Origin of the sequence: Streptomyces sp. NPDC051907, assembly GCF_040681075.1 — a bacterium.
Classification (GTDB): Bacteria; Actinomycetota; Actinomycetes; order Streptomycetales; family Streptomycetaceae; genus Streptomyces.
In genome coordinates, this window is sequence record NZ_JBFAYB010000110.1 from 1 (window position 1) to 26874 (window position 26874).

20 protein-coding genes, 1 rRNA gene and 1 pseudogene are annotated in these 26874 nt (G+C 72.6%); 6 read left to right on the forward strand and 16 right to left on the reverse strand.

All coding sequences use genetic code 11. The features are described 5' to 3' along the window. Positions 1-50: 50 nt before the first annotated feature. From ald to AB0M39_RS35640, 4 genes are all read right to left on the reverse strand, one after another. Entirely contained in the window at positions 51-1166 is a 1116-nt protein-coding gene (ald, locus tag AB0M39_RS35625) for an alanine dehydrogenase (protein ID WP_365371431.1), read from the reverse strand. Between the two features lie 142 nt (positions 1167-1308). Then, the gene (locus AB0M39_RS35630) at positions 1309-3339 is read right to left on the reverse strand and encodes a tetratricopeptide repeat protein (RefSeq protein WP_365371377.1); all 2031 of its coding nucleotides are present in this window, start codon (positions 3337-3339) and stop codon (positions 1309-1311) included. Between the two features lie 230 nt (positions 3340-3569). Further along, complete coding sequence (locus AB0M39_RS35635) at positions 3570-4196, reverse strand: NUDIX hydrolase (protein ID WP_365371380.1); 627 nt, start codon at positions 4194-4196, stop codon at positions 3570-3572. Between the two features lie 85 nt (positions 4197-4281). Next, positions 4282-5961 (reverse strand): CTP synthase, encoded by a 1680-nt coding sequence (locus AB0M39_RS35640; RefSeq protein WP_365371383.1) that lies wholly within the window; start codon positions 5959-5961, stop codon positions 4282-4284. Positions 5962-6370: 409 nt separating this feature from the next. Here AB0M39_RS35640 and AB0M39_RS35645 point away from each other — a divergent pair, with 409 nt between their 5' ends. From AB0M39_RS35645 to AB0M39_RS35655, 3 genes are all read left to right on the forward strand, one after another. Continuing rightward, positions 6371-8173, forward strand: coding sequence for a glycoside hydrolase family 15 protein (locus AB0M39_RS35645; protein ID WP_365371434.1), 1803 nt, complete (start codon positions 6371-6373; stop codon positions 8171-8173). A gap of 204 nt (positions 8174-8377) precedes the next feature. Next, complete coding sequence (locus tag AB0M39_RS35650; protein WP_365371386.1) at positions 8378-9760, forward strand: FAD-binding oxidoreductase; 1383 nt, start codon at positions 8378-8380, stop codon at positions 9758-9760. A 41-nt stretch (positions 9761-9801) separates the two neighbouring features. After that, the gene (locus tag AB0M39_RS35655) at positions 9802-11430 is read left to right on the forward strand and encodes a PucR family transcriptional regulator (protein ID WP_365371389.1); all 1629 of its coding nucleotides are present in this window, start codon (positions 9802-9804) and stop codon (positions 11428-11430) included. Between the two features lie 157 nt (positions 11431-11587). Here the strand turns inward: AB0M39_RS35655 and AB0M39_RS35660 are convergent, their stop codons facing one another. The 5 genes and pseudogenes from AB0M39_RS35660 to AB0M39_RS35680 form a co-directional block, all read right to left on the reverse strand. Then, on the reverse strand, positions 11588-12673 hold the full coding sequence (locus tag AB0M39_RS35660) for a glycosyltransferase family 4 protein (protein ID WP_365371392.1): 1086 nt from the start codon (positions 12671-12673) through the stop codon (positions 11588-11590). A 136-nt stretch (positions 12674-12809) separates the two neighbouring features. Continuing rightward, positions 12810-14561 (reverse strand): DNA repair protein RecN, encoded by a 1752-nt coding sequence (recN, locus tag AB0M39_RS35665; RefSeq protein ID WP_365371395.1) that lies wholly within the window; start codon positions 14559-14561, stop codon positions 12810-12812. Between the two features lie 240 nt (positions 14562-14801). After that, positions 14802-15719: an NAD kinase gene (locus AB0M39_RS35670; protein ID WP_365371398.1), complete on the reverse strand. Its 918-nt coding sequence runs from the start codon at positions 15717-15719 to the stop codon at positions 14802-14804. Further along, the gene (locus tag AB0M39_RS35675) at positions 15716-16531 is read right to left on the reverse strand and encodes a TlyA family RNA methyltransferase (RefSeq protein WP_365371401.1); all 816 of its coding nucleotides are present in this window, start codon (positions 16529-16531) and stop codon (positions 15716-15718) included. The genes AB0M39_RS35670 and AB0M39_RS35675 overlap by 4 nt, the downstream gene beginning before the upstream one ends. 7 nt (positions 16532-16538) lie before the next feature. Continuing rightward, a pseudogene (locus AB0M39_RS35680) lies at positions 16539-16772 on the reverse strand (hypothetical protein); the annotation flags it as partial. A gap of 324 nt (positions 16773-17096) precedes the next feature. On the opposite strand from AB0M39_RS35680, the gene AB0M39_RS35685 reads away from it, so the two are divergent. Continuing rightward, positions 17097-17444 (forward strand): SCP2 sterol-binding domain-containing protein, encoded by a 348-nt coding sequence (locus AB0M39_RS35685; RefSeq protein WP_365371404.1) that lies wholly within the window; start codon positions 17097-17099, stop codon positions 17442-17444. 79 nt (positions 17445-17523) lie between these two features. Here AB0M39_RS35685 and AB0M39_RS35690 read toward each other — a convergent pair whose 3' ends face one another. The 3 genes from AB0M39_RS35690 to AB0M39_RS35700 all read right to left on the reverse strand — a co-directional run bounded on the left by AB0M39_RS35690 (position 17524) and on the right by AB0M39_RS35700 (position 20562). Then, entirely contained in the window at positions 17524-18345 is an 822-nt protein-coding gene (locus tag AB0M39_RS35690; RefSeq protein WP_365371407.1) for an ABC transporter ATP-binding protein, read from the reverse strand. A 130-nt stretch (positions 18346-18475) separates the two neighbouring features. Next, the gene (locus AB0M39_RS35695; RefSeq protein WP_365371410.1) at positions 18476-19513 is read right to left on the reverse strand and encodes an iron chelate uptake ABC transporter family permease subunit; all 1038 of its coding nucleotides are present in this window, start codon (positions 19511-19513) and stop codon (positions 18476-18478) included. Beyond that, positions 19510-20562, reverse strand: coding sequence for an iron chelate uptake ABC transporter family permease subunit (locus AB0M39_RS35700; protein WP_365371413.1), 1053 nt, complete (start codon positions 20560-20562; stop codon positions 19510-19512). The genes AB0M39_RS35695 and AB0M39_RS35700 overlap by 4 nt, the downstream gene beginning before the upstream one ends. Before the next feature lie 183 nt (positions 20563-20745). Between AB0M39_RS35700 and AB0M39_RS35705 the strand changes: the two genes are divergently transcribed. Continuing rightward, a complete protein-coding gene (locus AB0M39_RS35705) occupies positions 20746-21768 on the forward strand; it encodes an ABC transporter substrate-binding protein (protein ID WP_365371416.1) in 1023 nt (340 codons plus the stop codon). Between the two features lie 176 nt (positions 21769-21944). Here AB0M39_RS35705 and AB0M39_RS35710 read toward each other — a convergent pair whose 3' ends face one another. Continuing rightward, positions 21945-23006, reverse strand: a complete 1062-nt coding sequence (locus AB0M39_RS35710; RefSeq protein WP_365371419.1) for an HAD hydrolase-like protein — start codon at positions 23004-23006, stop codon at positions 21945-21947. A 72-nt stretch (positions 23007-23078) separates the two neighbouring features. Here AB0M39_RS35710 and AB0M39_RS35715 point away from each other — a divergent pair, with 72 nt between their 5' ends. Then, positions 23079-24410, forward strand: a complete 1332-nt coding sequence (locus tag AB0M39_RS35715; protein WP_365371422.1) for a DUF1015 domain-containing protein — start codon at positions 23079-23081, stop codon at positions 24408-24410. Between the two features lie 91 nt (positions 24411-24501). Here AB0M39_RS35715 and AB0M39_RS35720 read toward each other — a convergent pair whose 3' ends face one another. The 3 genes from AB0M39_RS35720 to rrf all read right to left on the reverse strand — a co-directional run. After that, positions 24502-25263: a hypothetical protein gene (locus AB0M39_RS35720; RefSeq protein WP_365371425.1), complete on the reverse strand. Its 762-nt coding sequence runs from the start codon at positions 25261-25263 to the stop codon at positions 24502-24504. Then, on the reverse strand, positions 25185-26564 hold the full coding sequence (locus AB0M39_RS35725) for a hypothetical protein (protein ID WP_365371428.1): 1380 nt from the start codon (positions 26562-26564) through the stop codon (positions 25185-25187). Before AB0M39_RS35725 ends, AB0M39_RS35720 begins: the two co-directional genes overlap by 79 nt. Before the next feature lie 219 nt (positions 26565-26783). Next, positions 26784-26874, reverse strand: a 5S ribosomal RNA gene (gene rrf, locus AB0M39_RS35730); the annotation flags it as partial.

Here is a 26874-nt window from a genome sequence, read left to right on the forward strand (position 1 = left end):
CGCGGCAAGGTCCGGCCGGACGCGTCGCATTGACGTCAGGGGTTGACGCCTCAGCCGAGGAGCGTGCTCAGCTCGATGCTCTGCAGGCCGTGGGCCTCGGCGACCGGGCCGTAAACGACCTGGCCGTCATGGGTGTTGAGGCCCTTGGCGAGCGCCGGGTCGCGGCGCAGCGCCTCGACCCAGCCGCGGTTGGCGAGCTCCACGATGTACGGCAGCGTGGCGTTGGTCAGCGCGTACGTGGAGGTGTTGGGCACCGCGCCCGGCATGTTGGCGACGCAGTAGAACACCGAGTTGTGGATCATGAAGGTCGGCTCGGCGTGCGTGGTCGGACGGGAGTCCTCGAAGCAGCCGCCCTGGTCGATCGCAATGTCGACAAGGACACTTCCGGGCTTCATCTTGGCGACGAGCTCGTTGGTGACCAGCTTCGGGGCCTTGGCGCCCGGGATGAGGACGGCGCCGATGACGAGGTCGGCCTCGGTGACGGCCTTCTCCAGCTCGTAGGCGTTGGAGACGACGGTCTTCACCTTGGTGCCGAAGATCTTGTCGGCCTCGCGCAGCTTGTTGATGTCGCGGTCGAGCAGGGTCACGTGGAAGCCCATGCCGACGGCGATCTGCGTGGCGTTCCAGCCGGAGACGCCGCCGCCGATGACGACCGCCTCGCCCGCGTGGGTGCCCGGGACGCCGCCCGGCAGCACGCCGCGGCCGCCGACGGAGCGCATCAGGTGGTACGCGCCGACCTGCGGGGCCAGCCGGCCCGCGACCTCGGACATCGGGGCGAGCAGCGGCAGGGCGCGGTTCGCGGTCTCGACGGTCTCGTAGGCGATCGCGGTGGTGCCGGACGCGAGCAGGGCGTCCGTGCACTCGCGGGACGCGGCGAGGTGCAGGTAGGTGAAGACCGTCTGGTCCTTGCGGAGGCGGTGGTACTCCTCGGCGATGGGCTCCTTGACCTTGAGCAGCAGGTCGGCGGTGGCCCAGACCTCGTCGGCGGTGGGCAGCATCTGCGCGCCCGCGGCGACGAACTCGCCGTCCGTGATCGAAGAGCCCACACCGGCGTTCTGCTCGATGAAGACCTGGTGGCCGTGGCGCACGAGCTCGTGCACGCCTGCGGGGGTGATGGCCACCCGGAACTCGTTGTTCTTGACCTCGCGGGGGATGCCGACCTTCACGTCGATCACGGTCCTTGGCTCAGGGGATACAGGGTCATAGCGATACATACCCGGATACAGGGGGCGCACCGGGAGACACCACGAGAGGATGTGGCGGAGCCAGTCTAATGAAGGATTTCTCGCTGTCTAGCCTTACAAAGCATTAAGTCTTCGCGGAACCACTGCGGATTTCGTAGGTGGAACCTTCCGTTCCCTGGTCATCCAGCAGGCGCTCCGCGGTGGCGCGGTGCAGCCGAGCGGCGGCCGGGTCGCCCAGCCGGTCGAGGGTGTCGGCCAGCCTGAGCTGCAGCGCAGCCTGCAGCCGCACGTCCCCGGCCCGCCGCGCCCACTCCACCGCGTCATGACAGGTGCGCAGCGATTCATGCGGCCGGCCCGCGTACTCCTGTACACGCGCCGCCTCGCTCAACGCTCGCGCCTGGGACGGGAGATCGCCGAGTCTGCGGTAGCCGGCGACGGCCGCCCGCCAGTGGCGCAGCGCCTCGCCGTAGCGGCCCGCGTAGGTGTGCACGGCGCCGAGCCGGCCGTGCAGCCGGGCCTCGTCGGCCCGCTCGCCGCGGGCCTGCCGCTGGGCCAGGGCGCGCCCGTACCAGTCGGCGGCCCGCAGCCAGTCGCCCAGCTCCTGGTGGGCGCCGCCTACGGATTCCATCGCGCGTCCGGTCGCGTACGGATCGTTGGCGGCCCGCCCGGCGTCCATAGCGGCCCGGTAGCGGGCCAGCGCGTCCTCGGTCCGGCCGGTCTGGGCGTCGAGGTCGCCGAGGTTCAGCAGCGCGGCGGCCTGCTCGCGGTGCAGTCCGCGCCGCTCGGCGACGTCGAGGACCAGCTGGTGCAGTCCATAGAGCTCGGGGGCGGCCTCCTCGGTGCCCCGGTGCGCGGCGAGCGCTCTGACCAGGGCGGCGACCAGCCGTCTGGCCAGGGTGTCCAGCTCTCCGTCGTCGACCGCCATGCGCGCCGCCGCGAGCAGCGCGGGCTGCCTGCTCCGCAGCCACTCGGCGGCGGCAGCGGCGCTCGGGAAGCGCAGCGCGCGCGGCAGGGCGGCCACGTTCTTGCGGGCCGGGGAGCCGTCGGGCTCGGTGATCGCCCGGCACGACTGGAGCAGCCGCACGGTCCGCTCCAGCATCCGCGCCCGGGCCAGCTGCACCTCCGCCGGCCGGTCATGGGTCTCGACCAGGGCCCGCAGCAGCGGGTCGAGGGCGCCGGGCACCTCGTAGTGAAGGCCGTCGGAGTGCACCAGGCCGAGGACCGCGAAGTCGTCCAGGGTCCCCTGGGCGGCCGAGACCGAGCAGCCGGCCAGGGCGGACGCGGTGTGGGCGTCGGCGATCCCGGCGGGCGCGAGGGACAGGAGGCGCAGCAGCCGGGCGGTCGGCGGCGGCAGGGACTCGTACACCAGCCGGAATGCGCGGGCCAGCGGCCGTACGCCCTTGGGCTGCTCGTCGTCCTCGGGCAGCGCCCGCAGCCGCTTGGCCACGTCGGCGACGGAGGCCCTGGGCCGGGCGGCGAGCCAGCCGCCGACGAGGACCAGCGCGGCGGGCAGCCCGCCGCACTCCTCGGCGATGGTCTCGGCGGCCTGCGGGTCCACGGTGATCCGCACCGAGCCGGTGAAGGTGCCGAGCAGCTCGATCGCGGCCTTGGCGTCCATGCCGCCGAGGGTGCACGGCCGTACGTCGGGGATGCCGGTGAGCGGTCCCTGGGCCACGGCCACGGCCAGGCAGCCGGGGTTGTCGGGCAGCAGCGGGTCGACCTGCTCGGCGTCGCCGGCGTCGTCGAGGATGAGCAGCACCCTGCGGTCGGCGAGCGCCGTGCGCACCATCTCGGCCAGCTCGTCCTCGCCCGCGCCGGGCGGGGACGCGATGCCGAGGTCGTCGAGCAGCGCGCGGGCCGACTCCTCCGTCGGCACGGGCCGCCCGTCCGGCTCGCTGAGCCGGGCGCGCAGCACGCCGTCGGGATAGCCGGCGCGGACCTGGCGGACGAGCTCCTCGGCGAGCGCGGTACGGCCGGACCCGGGCCGGCCCGCGATGAGGAGCACCCGGGCGCGGGGAGCCTTGCGTCCGGAGAGGGTGTCGAGACCGGCTCGTTCGATGTCGGCCCGCAGCGCCTTCAACTCGCGCTGCCGCCCGAAGAACTGATCCTTCGACGACTCGGCTGGACCGCCCGAGTCCACCGCCTGATCCGCCACGGGCCACGCTCCCGTTCCGTCCGCGCACGAGCCGAGCCCGCGGGGGCTCCCAGCGGGCGTTCAGAGCGTAGTTCACTCTCTGCGACGATCCGTGCGGAGCGTGCCGGAGGGGTCCCCCGATCGGATCAGCGGATCTTCAGACCACCCTCGTACGGCGGCGCCCCCGGCCGGGCGCGGGCTCCCGTCCGCCCCCGGCGAGGTTCCGGAAAGGGGCGGGGCGACCGCCGCCCCTATGCGTCGAACGGCCTCGCCGGCCACTCGGCCTCCGCCGGACGCAGCGCGTCGAACCCGTCGCCCGCCAGCGCCGCCGTCGCCGACAGCACGCCCACCACCAGGCAGGTGTTGTGCAGTTCGCCGGCGAGCACACCCCGTACGAGCTCCTCCAGCGGCACCCGCGCCAGCTCCATGTCCGCCTCCTCCTCGGAGACTTCGAAGCGCTCGCCCTCCGCCTCCGACAAGTTCCGCGCCAGGAAGATCCGCACGGCCTCGTCGCAGCCGCCCGGCGTGGTGTAGACGTCGGCGAGCACCCGCCAGTCCTCGGCCTTGACGTGCGCCTCTTCGTAGAGCTCGCGCTGGGCGGCGTGCAGCGGGTTCTCGCCGGGCACGTCCAGCAGCCCGGCCGGGATCTCCCACAGCTTGTGGCGCACCGGGTGGCGGTACTGGCGCAGGACGAGCACCCGGCCCACCTCGTCCAGCGCGAGGATCGCGACGGACCCGGGGTGCACCTGGTAGTCGCGGCTGACGACCGTGCCGTCGGGCATGACCACCTCGTCCGTGCGGACACTGGTCTTGTTGCCCCTGAACGGCTCGTTCGTCCCGATGACCTGCCACTCTTCGGGCGTGTCCTTGATGGCCATGAAAACGTCCTCCCGCCGCGCACAAACAGAAACCGGGGCACGTCCCCTCAAGGGACGTGCCCCGGTCAACCGTATCGCCTGGGGGCTACTTGTCCGTCTTGGCCTCGGCCGCCGCCTGCTGCCGCTCCACGGCCGCCTTGACCAGGCCGGCGAAGAGCGGGTGCGGACGGGTCGGGCGGGAGCACAGCTCCGGGTGCGCCTGGGTGGCGACCAGGTAGGGGTGCACCTCGCGCGGGTACTCGACGTACTCGACGAGCTTGTTGTCGGGGGACGTGCCAGAGAAGACGATGCCCGCCTTCTTCTCCAGCTCCGCGCGGTAGGCGTTGTTCACCTCGTAGCGGTGGCGGTGGCGCTCCTCGATGTACGGCTGGTCGCCGTAGACCTCGCGGACGATCGAGCCCTCGGCGAGCTTGGCCGGGTACAGGCCCAGGCGCATCGTTCCTCCCAGGTCTCCCGCGCCCTCCACGTACGCCAGCTGCTCCTCCATGGTGGAGATCACCGGGTGCGCGGTGGCCGCGTCGAACTCGGTGGAGTTGGCGTCCGGGATCTCGGCGAGGTTCCGCGCCGCCTCGATCACGATGCACTGCAGGCCCAGGCAGAGGCCCAGCAGTGGGATCCTGTTCTCGCGGGCGAACTGGATCGCGCCGACCTTGCCGCTCACGCCGCGGTCGCCGAATCCGCCGGGGATGCAGACGGCGTCCACGTCGCCGAGCTGCTTGGCCGCGCCCGCCGGGGTCTTGCAGTCGTCGGAGGCGACCCACTTGACCTTGACGCGCGCCCTGTTGGCGAAGCCGCCGGCGCGCAGCGCCTCGGTCACCGAGAGGTAGGCGTCCGGCAGGTCGATGTACTTGCCGACCAGCGCGACGGCGACCTCGTGGTCGGGGTTGTGGACGCGGTCCAGCAGGTCGTCCCACGTGGTCCAGTCGACGTCGCGGAACGGCAGGTCCAGCTTGCGTACCACGTAGGCGTCCAGGCCCTCGGTGTGCAGCACCTTGGGGATGTCGTAGATCGACTTGGCGTCGATGGCGGCGACCACGGCGGCCTCGTCGACGTCGCACATCAGCGAGATCTTGCGCTTGATGGCGGTGGGCACCTCGCGGTCGGCGCGCAGCACGATCGCGTCGGGCTGGATGCCGATGTTGCGCAGGGCGGCGACCGAGTGCTGGGTCGGCTTGGTCTTCAGCTCGCCGGACGGGCCGATGTAGGGCAGCAGCGAGATGTGCACGACGAAGACGTTGTCCCGGCCGACCTCGTGGCGGACCTGGCGGACGGTCTCCAGGAACGGCAGCGACTCGATGTCGCCGACCGTGCCGCCGACCTCGGTGATCACGACGTCGACGTCGTCGGTCGCCATGCGCCGGATGCGGTGCTTGATCTCGTTGGTGATGTGCGGGATGACCTGCACGGTGTCGCCGAGGTACTCGCCGCGCCGCTCCTTGGCGATGACCGTGGAGTACACCTGGCCGGTGGTGACGTTGGCCGAGCCGTCCAGGTCGACGTCGAGGAAGCGCTCGTAGTGGCCGATGTCCAGGTCGGTTTCGGCGCCGTCGTTGGTGACGAACACCTCACCGTGCTGGAACGGGTTCATCGTGCCCGGGTCGACGTTCAGGTACGGGTCGAGCTTCTGCATGGTGACCCGCAGACCCCGCGCCTTGAGCAGCGCGCCCAGGCTGGAAGCCGTCAGGCCCTTGCCGAGGGAGGAAGCGACACCCCCGGTGACGAAGATGTGCTTGGTCGTCACGGATGTCGAGGATCGAGTCGGCATCGCCAAGAGGGGGCTCCCGTGGTCGCGAGGTGAAAGGTGCGTGCCGGCCGCCTCTTAGGACTCGGGAGGCGCCGTCGCTGCGGTTTCGGGGCCCCTGCTCTGACGCAGACAGGCCACCGGTCCACGGGGTACCAGGGTATCAGCGCCAGCGGGAGGCCGCGTCCGGCCACGCGCGTCCAACTCTTGCACCGCGTTCACCAGGGGCTCACCCTTGGCTCACCCGTTCGGCGCTGCTTCGTTGCCGAGACCGCCGCGCGGATCATCATCGTGCGTCGTATCCTGCTCGGACACTCGCTGCCGAGCCAGGCCGGCAAACGGCATCCGTGACCCGGAAGACGCGCTCGTCAACGACCCTTGACTGCAGTAAGCGCCCCGCGGGGCGGACGTGGCCGTTCGACTGGAGATGCACGTGGCCGGGCGCATCGAGGATTACGCACTCATCGGAGACATGCAGACCGCTGCCCTGGTCTGCCGGGACGGCTCAGCGGACTGGCTGTGCCTACCCCGCTTCGACTCGCACGCCGTCTTCGCCGGCCTGCTCGGCAACGAGGAACACGGGTTCTGGAGACTGGGACCGGCTCACACGGCCGAGGCGGGCCCGCCGAACGCCGACCGGCGCCGCTACCGCGGGGACTCCCTGATCCTCGAATCGGAGTGGGACACGCCACGCGGAACGGTCCGCGTGATCGATTTCATGCCGCCGCGCGACGGCGCGCCGCAGCTGATCCGGATCGTGGAGGGCGTGAGCGGGCGCGTCCCGATGCGCTCGGAGCTGCGCATGCGCTTCAGCTATGGGCGCGTCGTGCCGTGGGTCCACAAGGTCGACGGCCGCACGGTCGCCGTCGCCGGCCCGGACTCGGTGTGGCTCGACACGACCGCGGAGACGTACGGCAAGAACCTGACGACGTACTCCGACTTCACCGTCGCGCCGGGCGAGCGGATCGCCTTCACGATCAGCTGGCAGCCCTCGCACCACCAGCAGCCGGCGCTTCCCGACCCGGAGGGCTCGCTGGAGGCGACTGCGGACTTCTGGCGGGAGTGGGTGGAGCACTGCACGTACCACGGGCCCTACCGCGAGGCCGTGGTCCGCTCGCTGATCACCCTGAAGGCCCTCACCTACGCGCCGACCGGCGGGATCGTCGCCGCGCCGACGACGTCGCTGCCGGAGGAGATCGGGGGCGTACGGAACTGGGACTACCGCTACACCTGGCTGCGCGACGCGGCGATCACCCTCTCCTCGCTGCTGCGCACCGGCTACCGCGAGGAGGCCCGCGCCTGGCGCGAGTGGCTGCTGCGCGCGGTCGCGGGCGACCCGGAGAACCTGCAGATCATGTACGGGATCGCGGGCGAGAGGGAGCTCGGCGAGGCGGAGCTGGACTGGCTGCCGGGCTATGAGAACTCCTCCCCCGTGCGGGTCGGCAACGGCGCCGCGCACCAGCTCCAGCTGGACGTGTACGGCGAGGTCACCGAGGCGCTGCACCTGGCCCATATGACGGGTCTGGCCCGCAACGACTACGCCTCGGTGCTCCAGCTGAAGCTGATCCGCTATCTGGAGAAGCACTGGGACCAGCCGGACGAGGGCATCTGGGAGGTCCGCGGGCCGCGCCGGCACTTCGTGCACTCCAAGGTGATGGCCTGGGTCGCGGTCGACCGGACCATCAAGCTGATCGAGTCCGGGGATGCGGACGGGCCGCTGGAGCGGTGGCGGGAGCTGCGCGACGACATCCACCGGGACGTCTGCGAGAAGGGCTACGACCCCGAGCGCAACACCTTCACCCAGTCCTACGGCTCCAAGGAGCTGGACGCCTCGCTGCTGCTGATTCCGCAGATGGGCTTCCTGCCGCCGGACGACAAGCGGGTCATCGGCACGATCGAGGCCATCCAGCGCGAGCTGTCCACGGAGGACGGCTTCGTGCTGCGCTATCCGACGGCGGGCGACGAGGCGGGGGTGGACGGTCTGGAGGGCGACGAGGGGGCCTTCCTCGCGTGCTCCTTCTGGCTCGCGGACGACCTGGCGATGATCGGGCGGGTGGACGAGGCACGCCGGCTCTTCGAGAAGCTGCTGGCCCTGCGCAACGACCTGGGGCTGCTGGCCGAGGAGTGGGACCCGCGGCTCCAGCGGCAGGTGGGGAACTTCCCGCAGGCGTTCAGCCATGTCCCGCTGATCGACACGGCGCTGCGGCTGACCGCTTCGGGTGCGTACGGCGGATAGAGCCCCGGCGCGCTCGTACGGACGCCCTGCCGTGCGCGATGCCCTGCCGTGCCCGGCGGGGCGTCTTCGCGTGGCGGGGCGTCTGTCGGCTGGGGGTCTTCGCGTGGCAGGGCGCTTCTCGGTGGGGCGTCGTCTCGACTGATCGTCCGGGACCTCCCGGGACTACGATGAGAAGGTCCTGTCGCGCCCTCGGAAGGGGGCATCATGGCGCCCCAAGGCATAGCGGAGGCGGCGCTGTCCGGCCTCCGCGACGAACTCGCCGGAGAGGCCATCGCCCCCGGTGACGCAGGCTACGGCGAGGCCCGCGCGGTCTTCAACAGCATGATCGAGCGGCGTCCCGCCGTGATCGTCCAGTGCCAGTCGCAGGCCGACGTGGCCCGGGCGATCCGGTTCGGCCGGGAGAACGATCTCGAGATCGCCGTCCGCGGCGGCGGCCACAGCGTCGCGGGCATGGCGCTGAGCGACGGCGGGATCGTGATCGATCTACGCCGGATGCACGAGGTGAGCGTCGATCCGGCCTCCCGCGCGGCGCGGGTGGGCGGCGGCGCCACGATGAGCCATCTGGACCGGGCCGCCCAGCCGTTCGATCTGGCGACCACCGGCGGCCGGGTGTCCACCACCGGCGTCGGCGGGTTCACGCTGGGCGGCGGGTCGGGGTGGCTGGAGCGGAAGTTCGGGCTGGCCTGCGACAACCTGATCGCCGTCGAGCTGGTGACCGCCGACGGCAGCGTCGTGCACGCCAGCGAGGACGAGAACCCGGACCTGTTCTGGGCGCTGCACGGCGGGGGCGGCAACTTCGGCGTGGCCACCTCGATCACGCTCCAGCTGCACGGGCTCGCCGAGTTCAGCATGATGCTGCTGCTGTTCCCGCCCGCGCTCGGAGCGGAGACGACGCGTGCGTACCGCGACTTCATCGACTCCGCTCCCGACGAGGTGGGCGGCGGGGTGATCTACCTCACCGGGCCGCCCGAGGACTTCGTCCCCGAGGACATGGTCGGCAAGCTGGCCTGCGCAGTGCTCGTGACGTACGCCGGGCCCGAGCAGGCGGCCCGCAAGGTCGCCGCGCCGCTGCTGGGGCTCGGCCACCGGGCCGAGCTGATCGCCCAGCTGCCCTACGCCGATCTGCAGTGCATGCTCGACGACCCGCCCGGGCTGCGGAACTACTGGTCCGCGGAGTACCTCGAGACCTTCCCCGACGAGGCCGTCGGCGCCTTCTGCGCTCGCGCCGACGACATGATCGTGCCGTCCGCCTCCCAGCATGTGCTGTTCCCGCTGGGCGGAGCGTTGGCGCGCGGCCCCTCCCAGTACCCGGTGCCCTGGCGCGCGTCGCCCTGGGTGGTCCACCCCTTCGGGCTCTGGGACGACGCGGAGGACGACGAGCGCGGCAAGCAGTGGGTCCGCGACGTCCGCGCCGACGTGAAGCCCTGGTCGACCGGGGCGGTCTATCTGAACTTCATCGGCAACGAGGGGGGCGACCGGGTCGTCGCCGGGTTCGGGACGGGGAACTACGAGCGGCTGACCGAGGTCAAGCGGCGGTACGACCCCGACAACGTCTTCCACCTCAACCACAACATCAAGCCTGAGTGAAGGTTGTTCTTGGAACATTCGCGCAGGTAGCGTCCCCAGCCATGGAAACGCAGGGTGGAATCACCGTGCAGCGGGCGTTGGAGCTGCCCGGGCTGCGCAGCGGCCTGCCGGAGGTCGTGGCGTGCGGCGACCGGCTGCAGCGGACCGTGCGCTGGGTGCACGCCGGCGAGGTCCCCAACATCGCCTCCCTCCTCAAGGGCGGCGAGCTGCTCCTGACCACCGGACTCGGGCTCGGCGCCAGGCCCGCCGACCAGCGGGCCTTCGTGCGCAATCTGGCGGAGCGCCAGATCGCCGCGCTGGTCGTGGAGCTGGGCCCGCGCTTCAGCAGGCTCCCCGCCGCGCTCGTGGAGACCGCGCGGGCGGCCGGGCTGCCGCTGGTGCAGCTGCACCGCGAGGTGCCCTTCGTGACCGTGACCGAAGAGGTCCACACCGAGATCGTCAACGGGCACTACGCCCTGCTCCAGCAGGCCGAGGAGGTCCACCGGCGGTGCACCGAGGCGCTGCTGGGCGGCGGCGGGATCCCCCAGGTGCTGCGCATCCTCGCCGACTTCGCGGGCAACCCGGTCTTCCTGGAGACCCCGGACGGGCAGCTGCTGTACGCCGCGGCCACCGGCTCGGAGCCCGCCTGCGCCGACCCGTTGCAGGTCTGGGAGGGGCTGCGCGGGCAGCGCGAGGCGCGCGAGGAGGGGCCGCCCGCGGACACGGTCCTGGTGGACGTGCCCGGCGGCGGGCACGGCACGGGCGCGGTGCGGGCCCGTCTGGTCCTGCCCGCGGTGTCCGCGCCGGCGCTGCCGGTGCACCGGATGGCGGCGGAGCGGACCGCGGGCATCCTGGCGGTCGTGCTGATGCAGGCCCGCCAGGAGGAGGAGCTCGCGGCGCGCGGACGCGGCGACTTCCTGACCGATCTGGCGGAGGGCCGCATCGCGGCGGAGGACGCCCCGGCTCAGGCGCGTGTGCTGGGCTTCAAGCCGGGCGACGGCCCGCTGCTGCCGGTGGTGATGCGCCTGGCGTCGGAGCTGTCGCCCTCGGGCAACTGGGCGGTGCTGGCCCGGGCGGTGCTCGAGGAGCTGTCGTCGCTGGGCGTGCCGGTGCTGCTGGGCGTACGGCCGGTGGAGGGCCGGGTGCCGCTGCTGCTCGGCCTGCGCGCGGAGTCCGAGCGCACGGCGGTGGCCGACCGGGTCGCGGCGGCGCTGCGGGCGGGCGTGGAGCGGGCGGGCCTGGAGCGGGCGGGCGGGCATCCGCCGGTCGTCGTGGTCGGCGTCGCGGGCGGCTGGGCGGCTGCGTCGGCCGGGCTGCGCCACGCGGCGGAGACGGCAGCGGCGGCGCAGGGTCTGTCGGACCGTCCCTGGTACGACGCGCGGCGCCTGGACATCGACCTGCTGCTGTGGCGGCTGCGGGAGCACCCGGACCTGGCGGCCTTCGTGGACCGCGCGATCGGGCCGCTGCGCGCCCACGACGCGACCTCGCGCCCGCCGCTGCTGCCGACGCTGGAGACGTATCTGGCGCACGCGGGCCGCAAGGCGGAGACCGCTCGCGAGCTGCATCTGAACCGCCAGACGCTCTACAACCGCCTGGCGCGCATCTCGGAGCTGCTGGGCACGGACCTGGACGACCCCCAGACGGTCCTGGCCCTGAGCCTGGCCCTGAGGGCCCGCCGACACACGCCGTGAGGGCGCGGGGCAGGGTGCGCTGAGGCTGCGCGCGGCAGGGGGGCGGGGTCCACCGTCCAGGCTGCGCCGCGCACCGCAAGGGAGCGGGCTTGCCGCCCCCATGCCCCCGCACACCAAGGGCGGGTCCACCGTCCTCAGGCCGCCCCGCGCCGCAAAGTCAGCCCCCGCCGTCCGCCGTCAGCTCGTCGTACACGCTCAGCACCTGCGCGATCGTCTCGTCCTCCGTCGGCCAGGTCGCCGCCTGGGCCCTGCCCGCCGCCCCCAGCTCCGCGCGTCGTCCCGGGTCCGTCAGCAGCCGGGCGCCCGCCCGCGCGAGAGCGTCCGCGTCGCCGTACGGGACGAGCTCGGCCGCCTCGCCCACCAGTTCCGGCACCCCGCCGACCGCCGTGGCGATCAGGGGGACGCCCTGGCGCAGGGCCTCCTGGGCGAGCAGCGAGCGGGCCTCCCAGCGGCTCGGCAGCAGTGCCACGTCCGCCGCCGCGAGCAGGTCGCCGATGTCGTCCCTGCTCCCCACCAGCGTCACGGGCAGGTCTTCCGCCTCGATACGGCGCTGCATCGCCGCCCGCTCCCGCCCCTCCCCCGCGATCACGAGTAGCGGCATCGGGTCGAGGTCGCGCCAGTGCCTGGCGGCGTCGAGCAGCGTGCCGTACCCCCGGTGCGGGGCGAGGCTGCCGACGGCCATCAGCAGCGGACGGTCGACCGCGCCCAGTTCCGCGCGCTCCTTGCCGTCCGGGCCGCCGGTCCCGACGCGCGGCGCGGGGATCGAGACCGGGGCGAGCCGGGCGTCGCGGGCGCCGCGCAGGCGGGCCCGGTCGACCAGTTCGGAGCAGGTGCCGAGGACCACGGACGCCGCCCGCACGGCTCTGCGCTCCAGCAGCCGCAGGACGTGTCCGCGCGCGCCGTCGTCGTGCGCGCGGGTGTGCCAGGTGACGACGAGGGGGACGCGCTGCCCGCTGAGCGCGAGGGCCGCGCGGACGGCGGCGTGCAGCCCGTGCGCGTGGACCACGTCGGCCCCCGCGCACGCGGCGCGCAGCGCGGCGACCGCGGCGGGGTCGCTGCGCCGCGGCACGGGCGCGAACTCGGCGCCGGCGGCGGGGAAGTCGTAGACGTGCTCCAGTCCGGCGGGCGCGCACACCGTCACCCGCACGCCCCGCGCCACCAGCCCAGCGGCCAGCGAGCTGACGTGCGCGCCGCTGCCCGCACTGCCGCCGCCCAGGACTTGGACCGTACGCAGCTGAGTCACGGGCCAAGGATGCCAGTCCGTACGCACGTTCCGGCGCCATCGGGACGGGCCGCCCGTCCGCGCGCAGGGAGGCGGGTCAAGGGATCACCCACATAGGTGATTTCGCGACCCGTCTCTCACGCGCGTACGGGGCACCTCACCCGTCTGCCCGCGCCGTCGCCAGCAGCTCCTCCGCGTGGGCCCGCGCCGTCTCCGAGTCCTCCTGGCCGGCCAGCATCCGCGACAGCTCGCGCACCCGGTCCTCGCCCTCCAGGACGGTGACCCCGGACCGGGTGACCGACCCGTCGTTGGTCTTCTCCACCAGCAGCTGCCGGTCGGCGAAGGCCGCCACCTGCGGCAGGTGCGTCACGACCACCACCTGCGCGGTCTTCGCCAGCTTCGCCAGCCGTCGGCCGATCTCGACCGCCGCCTTGCCGCCGACGCCCGCGTCGACCTCGTCGAAGAGGTACGTCGGGACGGGGTCCGTGCCCGCGAAGACGACCTCCACCGCGAGCATCACCCGCGACAGCTCGCCGCCCGACGCGCCCTTGGCGATCGGACGGGGCGGGGCGCCCGGGTGCGGGGCCAGCAGCAGTTCGACCTCGTCGACGCCGGTCGGGCCGTACGCCACCGTCCGGCCGCCCACCTCGACGCCCTCGGGGTCCTCGCTCTGGGCGATGGCGAACGACACGCGCGCGTGCGGCATCGCCAGCGACGCCAGCTCCGCCGTCACCGCCTGCGCGAACCTCGCCGCCGCCTCCGTACGCGCGTCCGTCAGCGCCTGCGCCAGAGCGGACAGTTCGCCGCGCAGCGCGTCCCGCTCCGCCGTCAGCTCGCCGATCCGGTCGTCGTCGCCGTCCAGCTCGGTCAGCCGCTCCGCGCCGACCTGAGACCAGGCCAGCACGGCGGCGACGCCTTCGCCGGTCCCGTCGTACTTGCGCGTCAGCGCGGTCAGCGCGGCGCGGCGCTCCTCGACCGCGGCCAGCCGCAGCGGATCGGCGTCCAGATTGTCTGCGTATCCAGCGAGTTCGCCCGCTACGTCGCCCAGCAGGATGGAGATCTCTCCCATCCGGTCGGCGAGCGCCGCCAGCGCCGGATCGTGGGAGCGCACGGCGTCCAGCGCCCGCCCCGCGCCCGCGACCAGGGTCGTCGCGTCGACGCCCTCCGGGTCCTCGGGGTTGCCGGCCAGCGCTCCATGGGCGACCGACGCGGCGGACGCGAGGGCCTCGGCGTGCCCCAGCCGCTCCGCCTCCGCCGCGAGTTCGACGTCCTCGCCGGCGCGCGGCTCCACGCCCGCGATCTCGTCGAGGCCGAAACGCAGCAGATCCGCTTCCTGGGCGCGCTCGCGGGCGCGCACGGTCAGCTCCTCCAGCTCGACGGCGACGGCCCGCAGCCGCCGGTACGCGGCTCCGTACTCGGCGTACGGCCCGCTCACCGCCGCGCCCGCGTACCGGTCCAGCGCCTCGCGCTGCCGCGCCGGGCGCAGCAGGCCCTGCTGGTCGGTCTGGCCGTGCACGGCCACCAGCTCGTCGGCCAGCTCCGCCAGGATGCCGACCGGCACGGAGCGCCCGCCCAGATGGGCGCGCGAGCGGCCCTCGGCGGAGACGGTCCTGCTGATCAGCAGAGTGCCGTCGTCCAGTTCGGCCCCTGCCTCCACGGCCCGTGCCGCCGCCGGCCCGTCGGCGGACACGCTGATCCGCCCCTCGACCACCGCCGACTTCGCGCCGATCCGCACCAGGGCCGGGTCGGCGCGACCGCCGAGCAGCAGCCCCAGGCTGGTGACGACCATGGTCTTGCCCGCGCCGGTCTCGCCGGTCACCGCAGTGAAGCCGGGCGACAGCTCGACGACAGCGTCGTCGATGACCCCGAGCGACCGTATCCGCATCTCCTCCAACACGGACCTGACCATACGAGGTTTCCCCCGTCCGATGCGACGCCCCCCTGCCCCCGTGCACGGAATGAGAGGAAACCGGTGCTGAGGAGGCGGGCAGGGCGTCACTCTTCGGTACGCCGCGCGTTGACCGCGTGGCGTACCGAAGTCAGGAGGGCGCTCCCGTCACGACGCTTTTCGGCCGGGTTCCGCACGCGCCGATCCCGCGCGCGGGATCGGCGCGTGCACCGCGCCTCGTGCGGCGCTCCTCCAGTGCGGCTAGTGCGGCGCTCCGCGCCACCCGGACACCGGCAGCGCGAACTTCGCCACCAGACGGTCCGTGAAGGACGCGTGGTGCAGCCGCGCCAGCCGTACCGGCACCTCGCCCCTGCGCACCACCACCCTCGCCCCCGGCGGCAGTTCGATGGTCCGGCGGCCGTCGCACCACAGCACGCCGTGCGGCGTGTTCGGCTGCACCTCCACCGCCAGGACCGACGTCGGCGCCGTCACCAGCGGCTTGGCGAACAGCGCGTGCGCGCTGATCGGCACCATCAGCAGCGCCTCGACCTCGGGCCACACCACGGGCCCGCCCGCCGAGAACGCGTACGCCGTCGAGCCGGTCGGGGTCGCGCAGACGATCCCGTCGCAGCCGAAGCCCGTCACCGGCCGCCCGTCGATCTCGAGGACGACCTCCAGCATCCGGTCCGGCGAGACCTTCTGCACCGCGGCCTCGTTGAGCGCCCAGTCCCGGTGCACGACGTCGCCGTTGTTGTGCACGATGACGTCGATCGTCATGCGCTCCTCGACCTCGTACGAGCGGGTGACGACCCGGTCGACGACCTTGTCGAGGTCGTCGCGCTCGGCCTCCGCGAGGAAGCCCACCCGTCCGAGGTTGACGCCGAGCATCGGCACGCCGGAGGCGCGCGCGAACTCCGCGCCGCGCAGCAGCGTCCCGTCGCCGCCCAGAACGATCAGCAGCTCACAGCCGTCGAGCACGTCCGGAGTGGCCTCGGGGACCGTCCCGACCGACGCCGGCAGCGGCAGGTCCGCCGCCTCCGCCTCCAGTACGCGCACGCCGATCCCGCACCGCAGGAGTCCCTGCACGACCAGCTCGGCGCTGCGGATCGCCGCAGGTCTGCCGGTGTGCGCCAAGAGGAAGACGGTACGCTCTGGCGCCGTTTCCGGTGTCGTTGTCAACTGGGTCCCTCCGCCACTGCACGGTCCACTTCAGCCGGATCGAGCTCGGGCGCCCCAGCCCTGAGCCACAGAAAGTACTCGACATTGCCGGACGGTCCCGGCAGCGGACTGGCGGTGACCCCGAGCACTCCGAGACCGAGCCCCCAGGCCCGCCGCGCCACCTCCCGTACCGCCTCCGCGCGCAGCTCGGGACTGCGTACGACTCCGCCGCTGCCCAGGCGTTCCTTGCCCACCTCGAACTGCGGTTTGACCATGAGCACCAGGTCCGCGTCGGGCGCGGTGCAACGCGCCAGGGCGGGCAGTACCAGGCCGAGCGGAATGAAGGACAGGTCGCCGACCACCAGGTCCACCGCAACGCCATCAATCGCCTCCAACGTCAACTCGCGTACGTTGGTACGGTCCTTGACGGTGACGCGTTCATCGCTCTGCAAAGCCCACGCGAGCTGGCCGTATCCCACGTCGACGGCGACGACGTGCCCGGCGCCCGAGCGGAGCAGCACGTCCGTGAAGCCTCCGGTCGACGCTCCGGCGTCCAGAGCGCGCCGCCCCTCGACCTTCAGGCCGAGCGGCACGAAGGCCGCCAGCGCGCCGGCGAGCTTGTGGCCGCCGCGCGAGACGTAGCCGGGGTCGGCGTCGTCGGCGGCGACGACGATCGCGGCGCTCTTCTCGACCTGGGTGGCGGGCTTGGTCGCGGTGTTGCCGCCGACGGTCACCCGCCCCGCTGCGATCAGCTGGCTCGCGTGCTCGCGCGAGCGCGCGAGTTCGCGGCGCACCAGCTCGGCGTCGAGACGGCGGCGGGCTGCTCCTGCCACGTTCGGTTCAGCTCCTGTGGTCGTACGAGGGCGAAGGCTGGGGCGGCTGCGGTCCTGGCCTGGCGTCGAGCGCGGTCAGCGCGTCGCGCAGTCCCCGGTGTACATCCTCGTACACCTCGAGGTGTCCGTCCGCCGGGAGGTGATCGGCGTCGGCCAGCCGCTCCAGCTGGGCGTCGACGACGGCGTTCCCGGTCGGCGCCCGCTCCACGCCGATCGGCGCGGGCGCGGCGGGGTCGTACGCGTCGGGGGCATGCGCCGCCGCGCCGCCTGCCGCGCCCTCCTCGGGGCGGTACGTCTCGCCCTGGGGGCTCCGGGGCTCGGCCTCGGGGCTGTACGTCCCGGTCTCGGGGCGGTACGTCTCGCCCTGGGGGCTCCGGGGCTCGGCCTCGGGGCTGTACGTCCCGGTCTCGGGGCTGTACGTCTCGCCCTCGGGGCTTCGGGGCTCGGCCTCGGGGCCGTACGCCTCTGCCTCGGGGCTGTGCGTCCGCTCCTGCTGCTCCGGGCCCGGCATCGAGTCGCTCATGCCCAGACGCTATCGCGAAGCCCTGAGGTACGGTCGATCACGATGGCCACGACGGAAGAGTGCCGCAGCGCGCTCGACAGACTCTCGGACAACCTGGCGCGGGCGGACGGCGACGTGCGCGGCGCGGCCGCGCTCGACCGTTCCCTCAGCTGCCACATCAAGGACTTGGACGTCACGTTCACGGGCCGCCTCGGCGGCGGAGCGATCCAGGTCGTCGACACCCTGAAGGGGCCGCCGCGCGACAAGGCGCAGATCCGCCTCGCGATGAGCGGCGACGACCTGGTGGCGATGGTGAACGGCGAGCTCAACTTCGCGAAGGCCTGGGCGTCGGGGCGGGTCAGCCTCGAGGCCGGCTTCCGCGATCTGCTGCGGCTGCGGACATTGCTCTAGTCGCTTCTCTCGCTCCTGCCGCTTCAGGGGCCGGGCGTCGGATGTCCGGGCGCCCGGTCCTCGGCGCCCGGCCGGCGGCTCAGGCCTTCGCCGCCGCGACCGCGGCGACCGCCGCGCGCGCCTTCCGCGCCGCCGGCACCACCAGCGGCGTCCCCGTCTCCGGGTCGTCGATGACCTGGCAGCGCAGCCCGAAGACCTCCTCCACCAGCTCCGCCGTGACGACGTCCTGCGGCGCCCCCTGCGCCACGATCTCGCCGCCGCGCATGGCGATGAGGTGCGTGGCGTAGCGCGCGGCGTGGTTGAGGTCGTGGAGCACGGCGACGAGCGTGCGCCCCTGGGTCTCGTGCAGCTCGGCGCAGAGGTCCAGTACGTCGATCTGGTGCTGGATGTCGAGGTACGTCGTCGGCTCGTCGAGCAGCAGCAGGGGGGTCTGCTGGGCCAGCGCCATGGCGATCCAGACACGCTGGCGCTGGCCGCCGGACAGTTCGTCGACATAGCGGTCGGCCAGCTCGCCGACGCCGGTGGCGGCCATCGACTCCTCGACGATCCGCTCGTCCTCCGTCGACCACTGGCGCAGCAGCCCCTGGTGCGGATAGCGGCCGCGGGCCACCAGATCGGCGACGGTGATGCCGTCCGGGGCGATCGACGACTGCGGCAGCAGCCCCAGCGTCCTCGCGACCTTCTTCGCGGGCATGGAGGCGATCGCCTGGCCGTCGAGCAGGACCCGCCCCTGGCTGGGCTTGAGCATCCGGGACAGGGCGCGCAGGAGCGTCGACTTGCCGCAGGCGTTCGGGCCGACGATGACGGTGAAGGAGTTGTCGGGGATCTCCACCGAGAGGTTCTCGGCGATGACCCGCTGGTCGTAGCCGAGGGTGACCGATTCCGCGGTGAGGCGCTGCATTGTCGTCGTACTCCTGGTGTCCGAATCCGTAAGCTGCGCCTTCTCGGCGCCTATGGCGTGCCCGGCCTCGCCCGGGGCTCCCCGCTCCCCCGGCTTCCCCGGTCCTCCCGGCTTCATATGCGCCCCCCGTTCATATGCGCCCCGCCCTGCGCTCGGTGACCAGCAGCCACAGCAGATAGCAGCCGCCCAGCACCCCGGTCACCACGCCCACCGGCAGCTGGCGCTCGCCGAAGGCGTTCGTCGCGATCCAGTCGGCGACCAGCATCAGCGCCGCGCCCATCACGGCCGAGACGGCCAGGTTCGGGCCCGGAGAGCGGGTCAGCCGACGGGCGAGCTGCGGCGCGCTCAGCGCGACGAAGGCGATCGGCCCCGCCGCCGCGGTGGCGAGCGAGATGAACAGCACGCCGGCGCCCATCAGCACCACCCGCGTGCGCTCGACCGGCACGCCCAGCGCGTACGCCGCGTCGTCGCCCATCTCCAGCATCCGCAGCGGCCGCCCGTAGACGAACACCAGCGGTACCAGCACGGCGCACATCACGAGCAGCGGCCAGACCTGAGCCCAGTCGCGGCCGTCGAGCGAGCCGGTCATCCATAGCGTGGCCCGGGTGGCGTCGACGAGGCTGGCCTTGGTGATCAGATACTGGTTGCCGGCCGTGAGCATCGCCGCGATGCCGATGCCGACGAGGACCAGCCGGAAGCCGTGCACGCCGCGCTTCCACGCCAGTGCGTAGACGGCGGCGCCGGTGAGCAGTCCGCCGACCAGCGCGCCGGCCGACACCGCGACCGACCCGCCGTGGAAGAGAACGATCACGGAGAGGGCGCCCACGGTCGCGCCCTGGCCGAAGCCGATCACGTCCGGGCTGCCCAGCGGATTGCGGGAGACGGACTGGAAGATCGCGCCGCTGAAGGCGAGCGAGACGCCGACGAGGACGGCGACCAGCACCCGCGGCAGCCGCAGGTCCTGGACGATGAACTCCTGCGCCGGGGTGCCGTTCCCGAGCAGCGTCGCGACGACGTCGCCGGGGGAGATGGGGAAGTCGCCGCTGCCGATGAGGACGACCGAGAACGCCGCGGTGGCCGCGAGCAGCATCAGGACGGCCACGGCCGCCCTGGGGTCGAACCGGACGGAGAGCCCGCCGGGGACGCGTATGGCTTTCACGGCGTTCACAGCTGGGCCATCCTCTTGCGGCGTACGAGATAGATGAAGACGGGCCCGCCGAGCAGCGCGGTGACGACGCCGACCTGAAGCTCCGCGGGACGCGTGACGACCCGGCCGACGACGTCGGCGCCCAGCAGCAGAACGGGCGACAGGACGGTCGCGTACGGCAGGATCCACCGCATGTCCGGGCCGGTGATGGTGCGCACGATGTGCGGGATCATCAGCCCGATGAAGACGATCGGCCCGCAGGCGGCGGTCGCGGCCCCGCACAGCAGCGTGACGGCGAGCATCGCCAGGACGCGGGTGCGGCCCAGGTGCGCGCCGAGGGAGCGGGCGGTGTCGTCGCCCATCTCCATCGCGTTCAGCGGCCTGGCGAGCAGCAGCGCGAGCACCGTTCCGACGGCGATGAACGGGGCGACCTTGCGGATGGTCTCCATGTCCGCCGAGGCCAGCGAGCCGACCGTCCAGAATCTGATCCGGTCGAGGGCGGCCGAGTCCAGCAGCTGCACGGCGTTGACGTACCCGAAGAGCGCGGCGGTGGCGGCGGTGCCCGCGAGCGCGAGCCGTATGGGGGTCGCCGAGCGGCTGCCGCCGAGGATGTAGACCAGCGCGGAGACGACGGCAGCGCCGATGAAGGCGAACCATACGTATCCGGTGAGCGAGGTGACCCCGAGGAAGCTGATGGCGGTGACGACGGCGGCCGAGGCCCCGGCGTTGACGCCCAACAGACCGGGTTCCGCGAGCGGGTTGCGGGTCAGGCCCTGCATCACCGCGCCCGCGAGCCCGAGGGCCGCGCCGACGAGCAGGCCGAGGATCGTCCGCGGCACGCGCACATCGTGGACGATCACGTCATTGCCGACGCCCGAGTTGTGGAACAAGCCGTGCCACACGTCGGAGAGCGGCATCGACTTGGCGCCGACCGCGATGCTCGCGATACAGACCAGCAGCAGGACGCCGAGAGACAGCAGCAGCCCGGCGGCACGCAGAGAGTGGTGCTTGCGGGACGGCGGCGGGGATATCGGCTCCGCGCTCTGTTCGGGGGGACTGTCGACCAACACGCGGTTAGGTTAGCCTACCCTCCGATTTGCACCCCGGCGAGGGAAGGCCTCTCCCCTGGCCAGGCTCCCACCGACCGTACCCCGCGCACCGGCCGCCACCGGCGACTGCCGTGCGGCAAGGGGGCGTTGGAGCCTCGCGCTCCATCGTGCCGCTTCGGTCCCGAACGCAAAGAAGGTCCACTGATGCCCGTCTCCCGCACGCCCCTTTCGCGCCGCAGCCTGCTCACCGCGGGCGGCGCCCTCGGCCTCGGCGCGCTCCTCGCCGCGTGCGGCGGAAGCGACGGCAAGGAGGAGAAGAAGTCCGGGGACGGCGGCGGCGCCTGGACCTTCAAGGACGACCGCGGCAAGACCGTCAAGCTCGACAAGAAGCCGAAGAACCTCGTCGCCTTCATCAGCACGGCCGCAGCCCTGCACGACTACGGCATCGAGTGCACCGGCGTCTTCGGCCCCAGCAAGCCGGTGAACGGCAAGCCCAACCCCCAGGCCGGCGGTCTCGACGTCTCGAAGCTCACCAGCGTCGGCGAGGCGTGGGGCGAGTTCAGCATCGAGAAGTACGCCGCCCTCCAGCCCGACCTGCTGATCAGCAACATGTTCCCGCCGCCCGCCCTCTGGTTCATACCGGAGGAGAGCAGCAAGAAGATCGAGGCCCTCGCCCCCACGATCGGCATCGCCGGCGCGCACCGCTCCGTGCTCGAATGCCTCGAGCGCTACACCGACCTCGCCGAGGCCCTCGGCGCGGACCTCAAGGCCAAGCAGGTCACGGAGGCCAAGGCCCGTTTCGACAAGGCCGAGGACACCCTCCGCAAGGCCGCCGCGGCCAACCGCGGCCTCAAGGTGCTCGCCATGACGGGCGACGCGGAGCAGATGTACGCGGCCGTCCCCGACTCCTACTGCGATCTGAACTACTTCAAGGATCTCGGCGTCGAGATCGTCGAGGGCAAGAAAAGCGACGAATGGGGCTTCTGGGAGTTCCTCAGCTGGGAGAACGCCGACAAGTACCACGCCGACCTCATCATGATCGACAACCGCTCCTCCGCCCTGCCGCCCAAGGAACTCGCCAAGAAGCCCACCTGGAACCGCCTCCCCGCGGTCAAGGCCGGCCAGACGACCCCCTGGGCGATGGAGGAGCGCTACAGCTACGCCGGCTTCGCCCCGGTCCTGGAACAGCTCGCGGCGGCGATCACCAAGTCGAAGAAGCTGACCTGACCATCCCAACCCCGGGCCCCGCAATCCCAGCCCGCCGGGGTTCCGGGCGCACCCCCAGCCCCGCCGGGGTTCGAGGCGCACTTTTCAGCCCCGCCGGCGATTGAGGCGCACCTCCAGCCCCGCCGGCGATTGAGGCGCGGGGCGGGGCAGCGCCCCGCAGGTCACCGCAAGCCCCCTCACAGCCCCAACCGCCCCAACCGCCCCAACCGCTCCACCACCTTCCCCCCGTCCAACTCACAACCCCCGTCTCCCGCCCACGTCCACGCCGCCCCGCACAACGCCCTCAGCCCGTCCATCGCCTCGCCCTCCCCCTCCAGCTCGAGCTCCCCGTCCCGTACGGCCGCCCGCCAGCCCCCGCACGCGAACCCGCCGTCCGTCTCGACCACTTCGGGCTGCCCCGTGAGCATCCCGCGCAGGTCCGCGTCGACGTAGGTCGGCCGGTGCTGCGGCGGCGCGGCCAGCAGCTGCGCCGCGTCGGTCACCCCGGTCAGCACGAGGAGCGAGTCCACGCCCCCGTTGAACGCTCCCTCGATGTCCGTGTCCAGCCGGTCCCCGACGACCAGCGGCCGCTCCGCGCCCGTCCGCAGGATCGTCTCCCGGTGCATCGGCGGCAGCGGCTTCCCGGCGACCTGCGGTTCGCCGCCCGTCGCTATCCGCACGACCTCCACCGCCGCGCCGTTGCCGGGCGCGATCCCCCGCGCGCTGGGAATCGTCAGATCGGTGTTGGACGCGAACCACGGCACACCGCGGGCGATGGCGTAGCACGCCTCTCCGAACCGCCCCCAGGGCAGATCCGGCCCGCCGTACCCCTGCACCACCGCCGCCGGGTCGTCCTCGGCCGAGTCCACCGGCACGAGCCCGCGCTCGCGCAGCGCGACCCGCAGCCCCTCGCCGCCGATCACCAACACCCGTGCCCCCGCCGGGACCTGATCGGAGATCAGCCGGGCGACCGCCTGCGCCGAAGTGATCACGTCCCCGGCCTGCGTGGGGATGCCGAGCTCGGTGAGGTGCTCCGCGACGGTGTCCGGCGTGCGCAGCGCGTTGTTCGTGACGTACGCGAGGTGCATCCCGCCCCCACGCGCCGTGCCCAGCGACTCGACGGCGTACGCGATGGCCTCGCCGCCGGCGTAGACGACCCCGTCGAGATCGAGCAGAGCCGTGTCGTACGCCTCGCTCAGCGCCGTCGTACTCCCGCTCGGCTGCTTCCTGACCGGCCGCGTCCCGCTCTGCTGGCTCATTCGACTCCGCTCCTCGCTCGCTGCTGCTCCCCCGATCATCGCTCATCCCCCGACCCCACATACGATGCACGAATGAACACCGAAGGTCGCGCGGCCAACGACGGTCTGCAGTTGATCCCGTTCCGAGGGCTTCGCTATGTCCCCGAGCGGGTCGGCAGTCTCGCCGCCGTGACCTCGCCGCCGTACGACGTGGTCGTACGGCCCGACGGCCTGCTCCACCTGGAGTCCGCGGACCCGTACAACATCGTCCGGCTGATCCTGCCGCAGGCCGGCAGCGCCGGCGCCCGCCACCAGCAGGCCGCCGAGACCCTGGACCGCTGGGTGGCCGAGGGCGTTCTGGCCCCGGACCCCGAGCCCGCGCTCTATGTGTACGAGCAGAGCAGGGACGACATGCTCCAGCGCGGCATCATCGGCGCGCTGGCCCTGTCCGATCCCTCCGAGGGCGTCGTCCTCCCGCACGAGGACGTGATGCCGGACATCGTGGCGGACCGCGCGGCTCTGATGCGTACGACCGCCGCCAACCTCGAGCCGCTGCTCTTCACCTACCGCAGCGCCGACGGCGCCGAGCAGCGGAGCAGCAGCGGCGACGGCGCCCATAGCGGCGCGCACGCCGACAGAGGCGCGACCGCCGTCATCGACCGTACGATCCAGCATCCCCCGCTGCTGACGACCACCACGGAGGACGGCTTCAGGCACCGCCTGTGGTCCGTCACGGACGCCGACGACCTCTCCGAGATCCGCGCCGACCTGGCCGACCGCCAGGCGCTGATCGCCGACGGCCACCACCGCTGGGCGACGTATCTGCGGCTGCGCGCCGAGCACCCCTCCCCCAGCCCCTGGAACTACGGCCTGGTCCTTCTGATCGACACCGCCCGATACCCGCTGCGGGTCCGCGCGATCCACCGGCTTCTGCACCGCCTGCCGGTCGCCGAGGCACTCGCCGCGCTGGGCGACGACTTCCGCGCCCGCCGCCTCGAAGTCCCGCTCCCAGACGCCCTGGAGGCGCTCGCGGACGCGGCGGCCGAGGGGAACGCGTTCCTGCTCGCGGGCGACGGCGCGTTCCACCTCGTCGACCGCCCGGACCCGGCGCTGCTCTCCCGTACGATCCGCACCGACCGCCCGGAAGCCTGGCGCACGCTCGACGCGACGGTCCTGCACTCCACGCTGCTCGACCACATCTGGCAGATCCCGGACGCGCCGGAGCACATCGCGTACATCCACGACACCGAGGCGGCCGTCACCCAGGCGGAACGCCATGGCGGCACGGCGGTGCTGATGCATCCGGTACGGGAAGAGGTCGTACGAGACCTGGCACGCGAAGGCGTCACCATGCCGAGGAAGTCCACCTCCTTCGGTCCCAAGCCGGCGACCGGCCTGGTGCTCAGAAGCCTCGACCTGGACTGACCCCGGACATGCAGAACTGACCCCGGACATGCAGAAGGGCGGCGCCCGAGCCTCGGGCGCCGCCCTTCTTTGTGTCGCCTACCTGCCTGCGTTACTCGCCCTTGGGCGGCCCGGCCGGCTCGTCGGTCCCGTCGGAGCCGTGGGACTCGGCGGACGCGTCGGACTGCTCTACGGCGTCGGACTCGTCTGCGGCATCCGCCTGAGCGGACTCCTCGTCCTCGCCCATAGCGTCCACGAACTCCACGCCGTCCAGCTCGGCGAGCCGGTCAGACGCGTCGGTCGAGCCGTCCTTGTCGGCCTCGAGCGCCTTGGCGAACCACTCCCGCGCCTCGCCCTCACGGCCGGCGGACAGCAGCGCGTCGGCGTAGGCGTAGCGCAGTCGCGCGGTCCACGGCTGAATGGAGTTGGAGGCCAGCTCGGGACTCTGCAGGGTCACGATGGCGGCGTCGAGCTGCCCCATGTCCCGCCGCGCCCCGGCCGCGACCAGCCGCATCTCGACCTGACCGGCCTTGTCGAGCTTCTGCACCTCGGGCTCGCCGGCCATCGCCATGGCCCGCTCGGGCCGACCGAGTCCGCGCTCGCAGTCCGCCATGACGGGCCACAGCTCGACGCTCCCGGTCATCCGACGGGCCGCGCGGAACTCGGCGAGCGCCTCGGAGTACTTCTGCGTCGCGTACGCGGCGAAGCCGGCGGCCTCGCGCACAGCGGCGACTCGCGAGGCGAGCCGCAGGGCCACCTTGGAGTACGCGTACGCCTGCTCGGGGTCCTCGTCGATCAGGTTGGCGACCATGACGAGGTTCTTGGCGACGTCCTCGGCGAGACCCTTCGGCAGGCTCTGGAGCTCCTGCCGCACGTCCTGGTCGATCTCGTCGCCCGTGACGTCCTCGGGGATCGGCAGCCGCTTGATCGGCTCGCGGTCACCACGGTCGCGGTCACGGTCGTCGCGGCGTCCATAGCCGCCACGGTCGTCGCGAGATCCGCGGTAGCCCCCACGGTCCCGGTCGTCCCGCTGCCCGCGGTACCCACCACGGTCGTCACGACGGTCATCACGCCGGTCGTCGCGCCTGTCGTCCCTGCGGTCGTCGCGACGTCCATAGCCGCCACCGCCACCGCTGGGGCGCCCGCCGCGGTCGTCGCGACGGTCATCACGGCGATCGTCACGCTTGTCGTCGCGGCGGAAGCCACCGCCGCCGCCGCTGGGACGGTCGTCCCGGCGGTCGTCACGGCGGAAGCCGCCGCGGTCGTCGTCACGACGGGGACCGCGGTACCCACCACGGTCGTCGTCACGACGCGGCGCACGGTCGTCACGCGGGAACCCACCCGGACGATCGTCACGACGGTCATCACGACGGAAACCGCCGCCACCGCCACCGCCGCTGGGACGGGAGCCATAGCCACCGCCACCACCGGAACGGTCGTCACGACGGAAGCCACCGCCGCCACCGCTCGGACGCGAGCCATAGCCACCGCCACCGCTGGGACGACCACCACGGTCGTCACGACGGTCATCACGCCTGTCGTCGCGGCGGAACCCACCGCCGCCGCCGGAACGGTCATCACGGCGGTCATCGCGACGGAAACCACCACGGTCGTCGTCACGACGGGGACCGCGGTACCCACCACGGTCGTCGTCGCGACGCGGCGCGCGGTCGTCACGCGGGAACCCACCCGGACGATCGTCACGACGGTCATCACGACGGAAACCACCACTGCCACCGCCGCTGGGACGTGAGCCATAGCCACCGCCACCACCGGAACGGTCGTCACGACGGAAACCGCCACCACCGCCGCCACCGCTCGGACGCGAGCCATAGCCACCGCCACCGCTGGGACGACCACCACGGTCATCACGGCGATCGTCACGCCTGTCGTCGCGACGGAACCCACCGCCGCCGCCACCGGAACGGTCATCACGGCGGTCATCGCGACGGTCGTCACGGCGGAAACCGCCACCGCCGCCGCTGCCACTGCCATCGCCGGAACGGTCGTCGCGACGGAAGCCACCGCCACCGCCGCCGCCACTGGGACGGGAGCCGTAGCCGCCGCCACCGCTGGGGCGACCACCGCGGTCGTCGTCGCGACGGGGACCGCGGTACCCACCACGGTCGTCGTCACGACGCGGCCCACGATCCCGGTCGCGGTCACGGTCGTCACGACCGCCTCGGAAGCCGCCCCTGTCGCCACCGTCCCTACGACGCGGCTCGCGCTCCGGACGATCGTCGGGAGAGTTGGTGGACATCGGCGTGACTCCTGTCTTCGGGTACTGCTGTCATTCTCGCGCAGCCGGCGATCGGACGCGCTTTGAAAAAATAGGCAAATAAAAAAGGACCCGTGTTCCAGCGTGAACGCTGGACCACGGGTCCTTGAAAGATTGTTCGGCGGCGTCCTACTCTCCCACAGGGTCCCCCCTGCAGTACCATCGGCGCTGAAAGGCTTAGCTTCCGGGTTCGGAATGTAACCGGGC

What these genes read in the sequence shown, in the direction of transcription:
- AB0M39_RS35635 (WP_365371380.1), bottom strand. Translation starts at nt 4,196, where the DNA reads ATGGCCATCAAGGACACGCCCGAAGAGTGGCAGGTCATCGGGACGAAC.
- AB0M39_RS35640 (WP_365371383.1), bottom strand. Translation starts at nt 5,961, where the DNA reads ATGCCGACTCGATCCTCGACATCCGTGACGACCAAGCACATCTTCGTC.
- AB0M39_RS35650 (WP_365371386.1), top strand. Translation starts at nt 8,378, where the DNA reads ATGGCGCCCCAAGGCATAGCGGAGGCGGCGCTGTCCGGCCTCCGCGAC.
- AB0M39_RS35655 (WP_365371389.1), top strand. Translation starts at nt 9,802, where the DNA reads ATGGAAACGCAGGGTGGAATCACCGTGCAGCGGGCGTTGGAGCTGCCC.
- recN (WP_365371395.1), bottom strand. Translation starts at nt 14,561, where the DNA reads ATGGTCAGGTCCGTGTTGGAGGAGATGCGGATACGGTCGCTCGGGGTC.
- AB0M39_RS35685 (WP_365371404.1), top strand. Translation starts at nt 17,097, where the DNA reads ATGGCCACGACGGAAGAGTGCCGCAGCGCGCTCGACAGACTCTCGGAC.
- AB0M39_RS35690 (WP_365371407.1), bottom strand. Translation starts at nt 18,345, where the DNA reads ATGCAGCGCCTCACCGCGGAATCGGTCACCCTCGGCTACGACCAGCGG.
- AB0M39_RS35705 (WP_365371416.1), top strand. Translation starts at nt 20,746, where the DNA reads ATGCCCGTCTCCCGCACGCCCCTTTCGCGCCGCAGCCTGCTCACCGCG.
- AB0M39_RS35710 (WP_365371419.1), bottom strand. Translation starts at nt 23,006, where the DNA reads ATGAGCCAGCAGAGCGGGACGCGGCCGGTCAGGAAGCAGCCGAGCGGG.
- AB0M39_RS35715 (WP_365371422.1), top strand. Translation starts at nt 23,079, where the DNA reads ATGAACACCGAAGGTCGCGCGGCCAACGACGGTCTGCAGTTGATCCCG.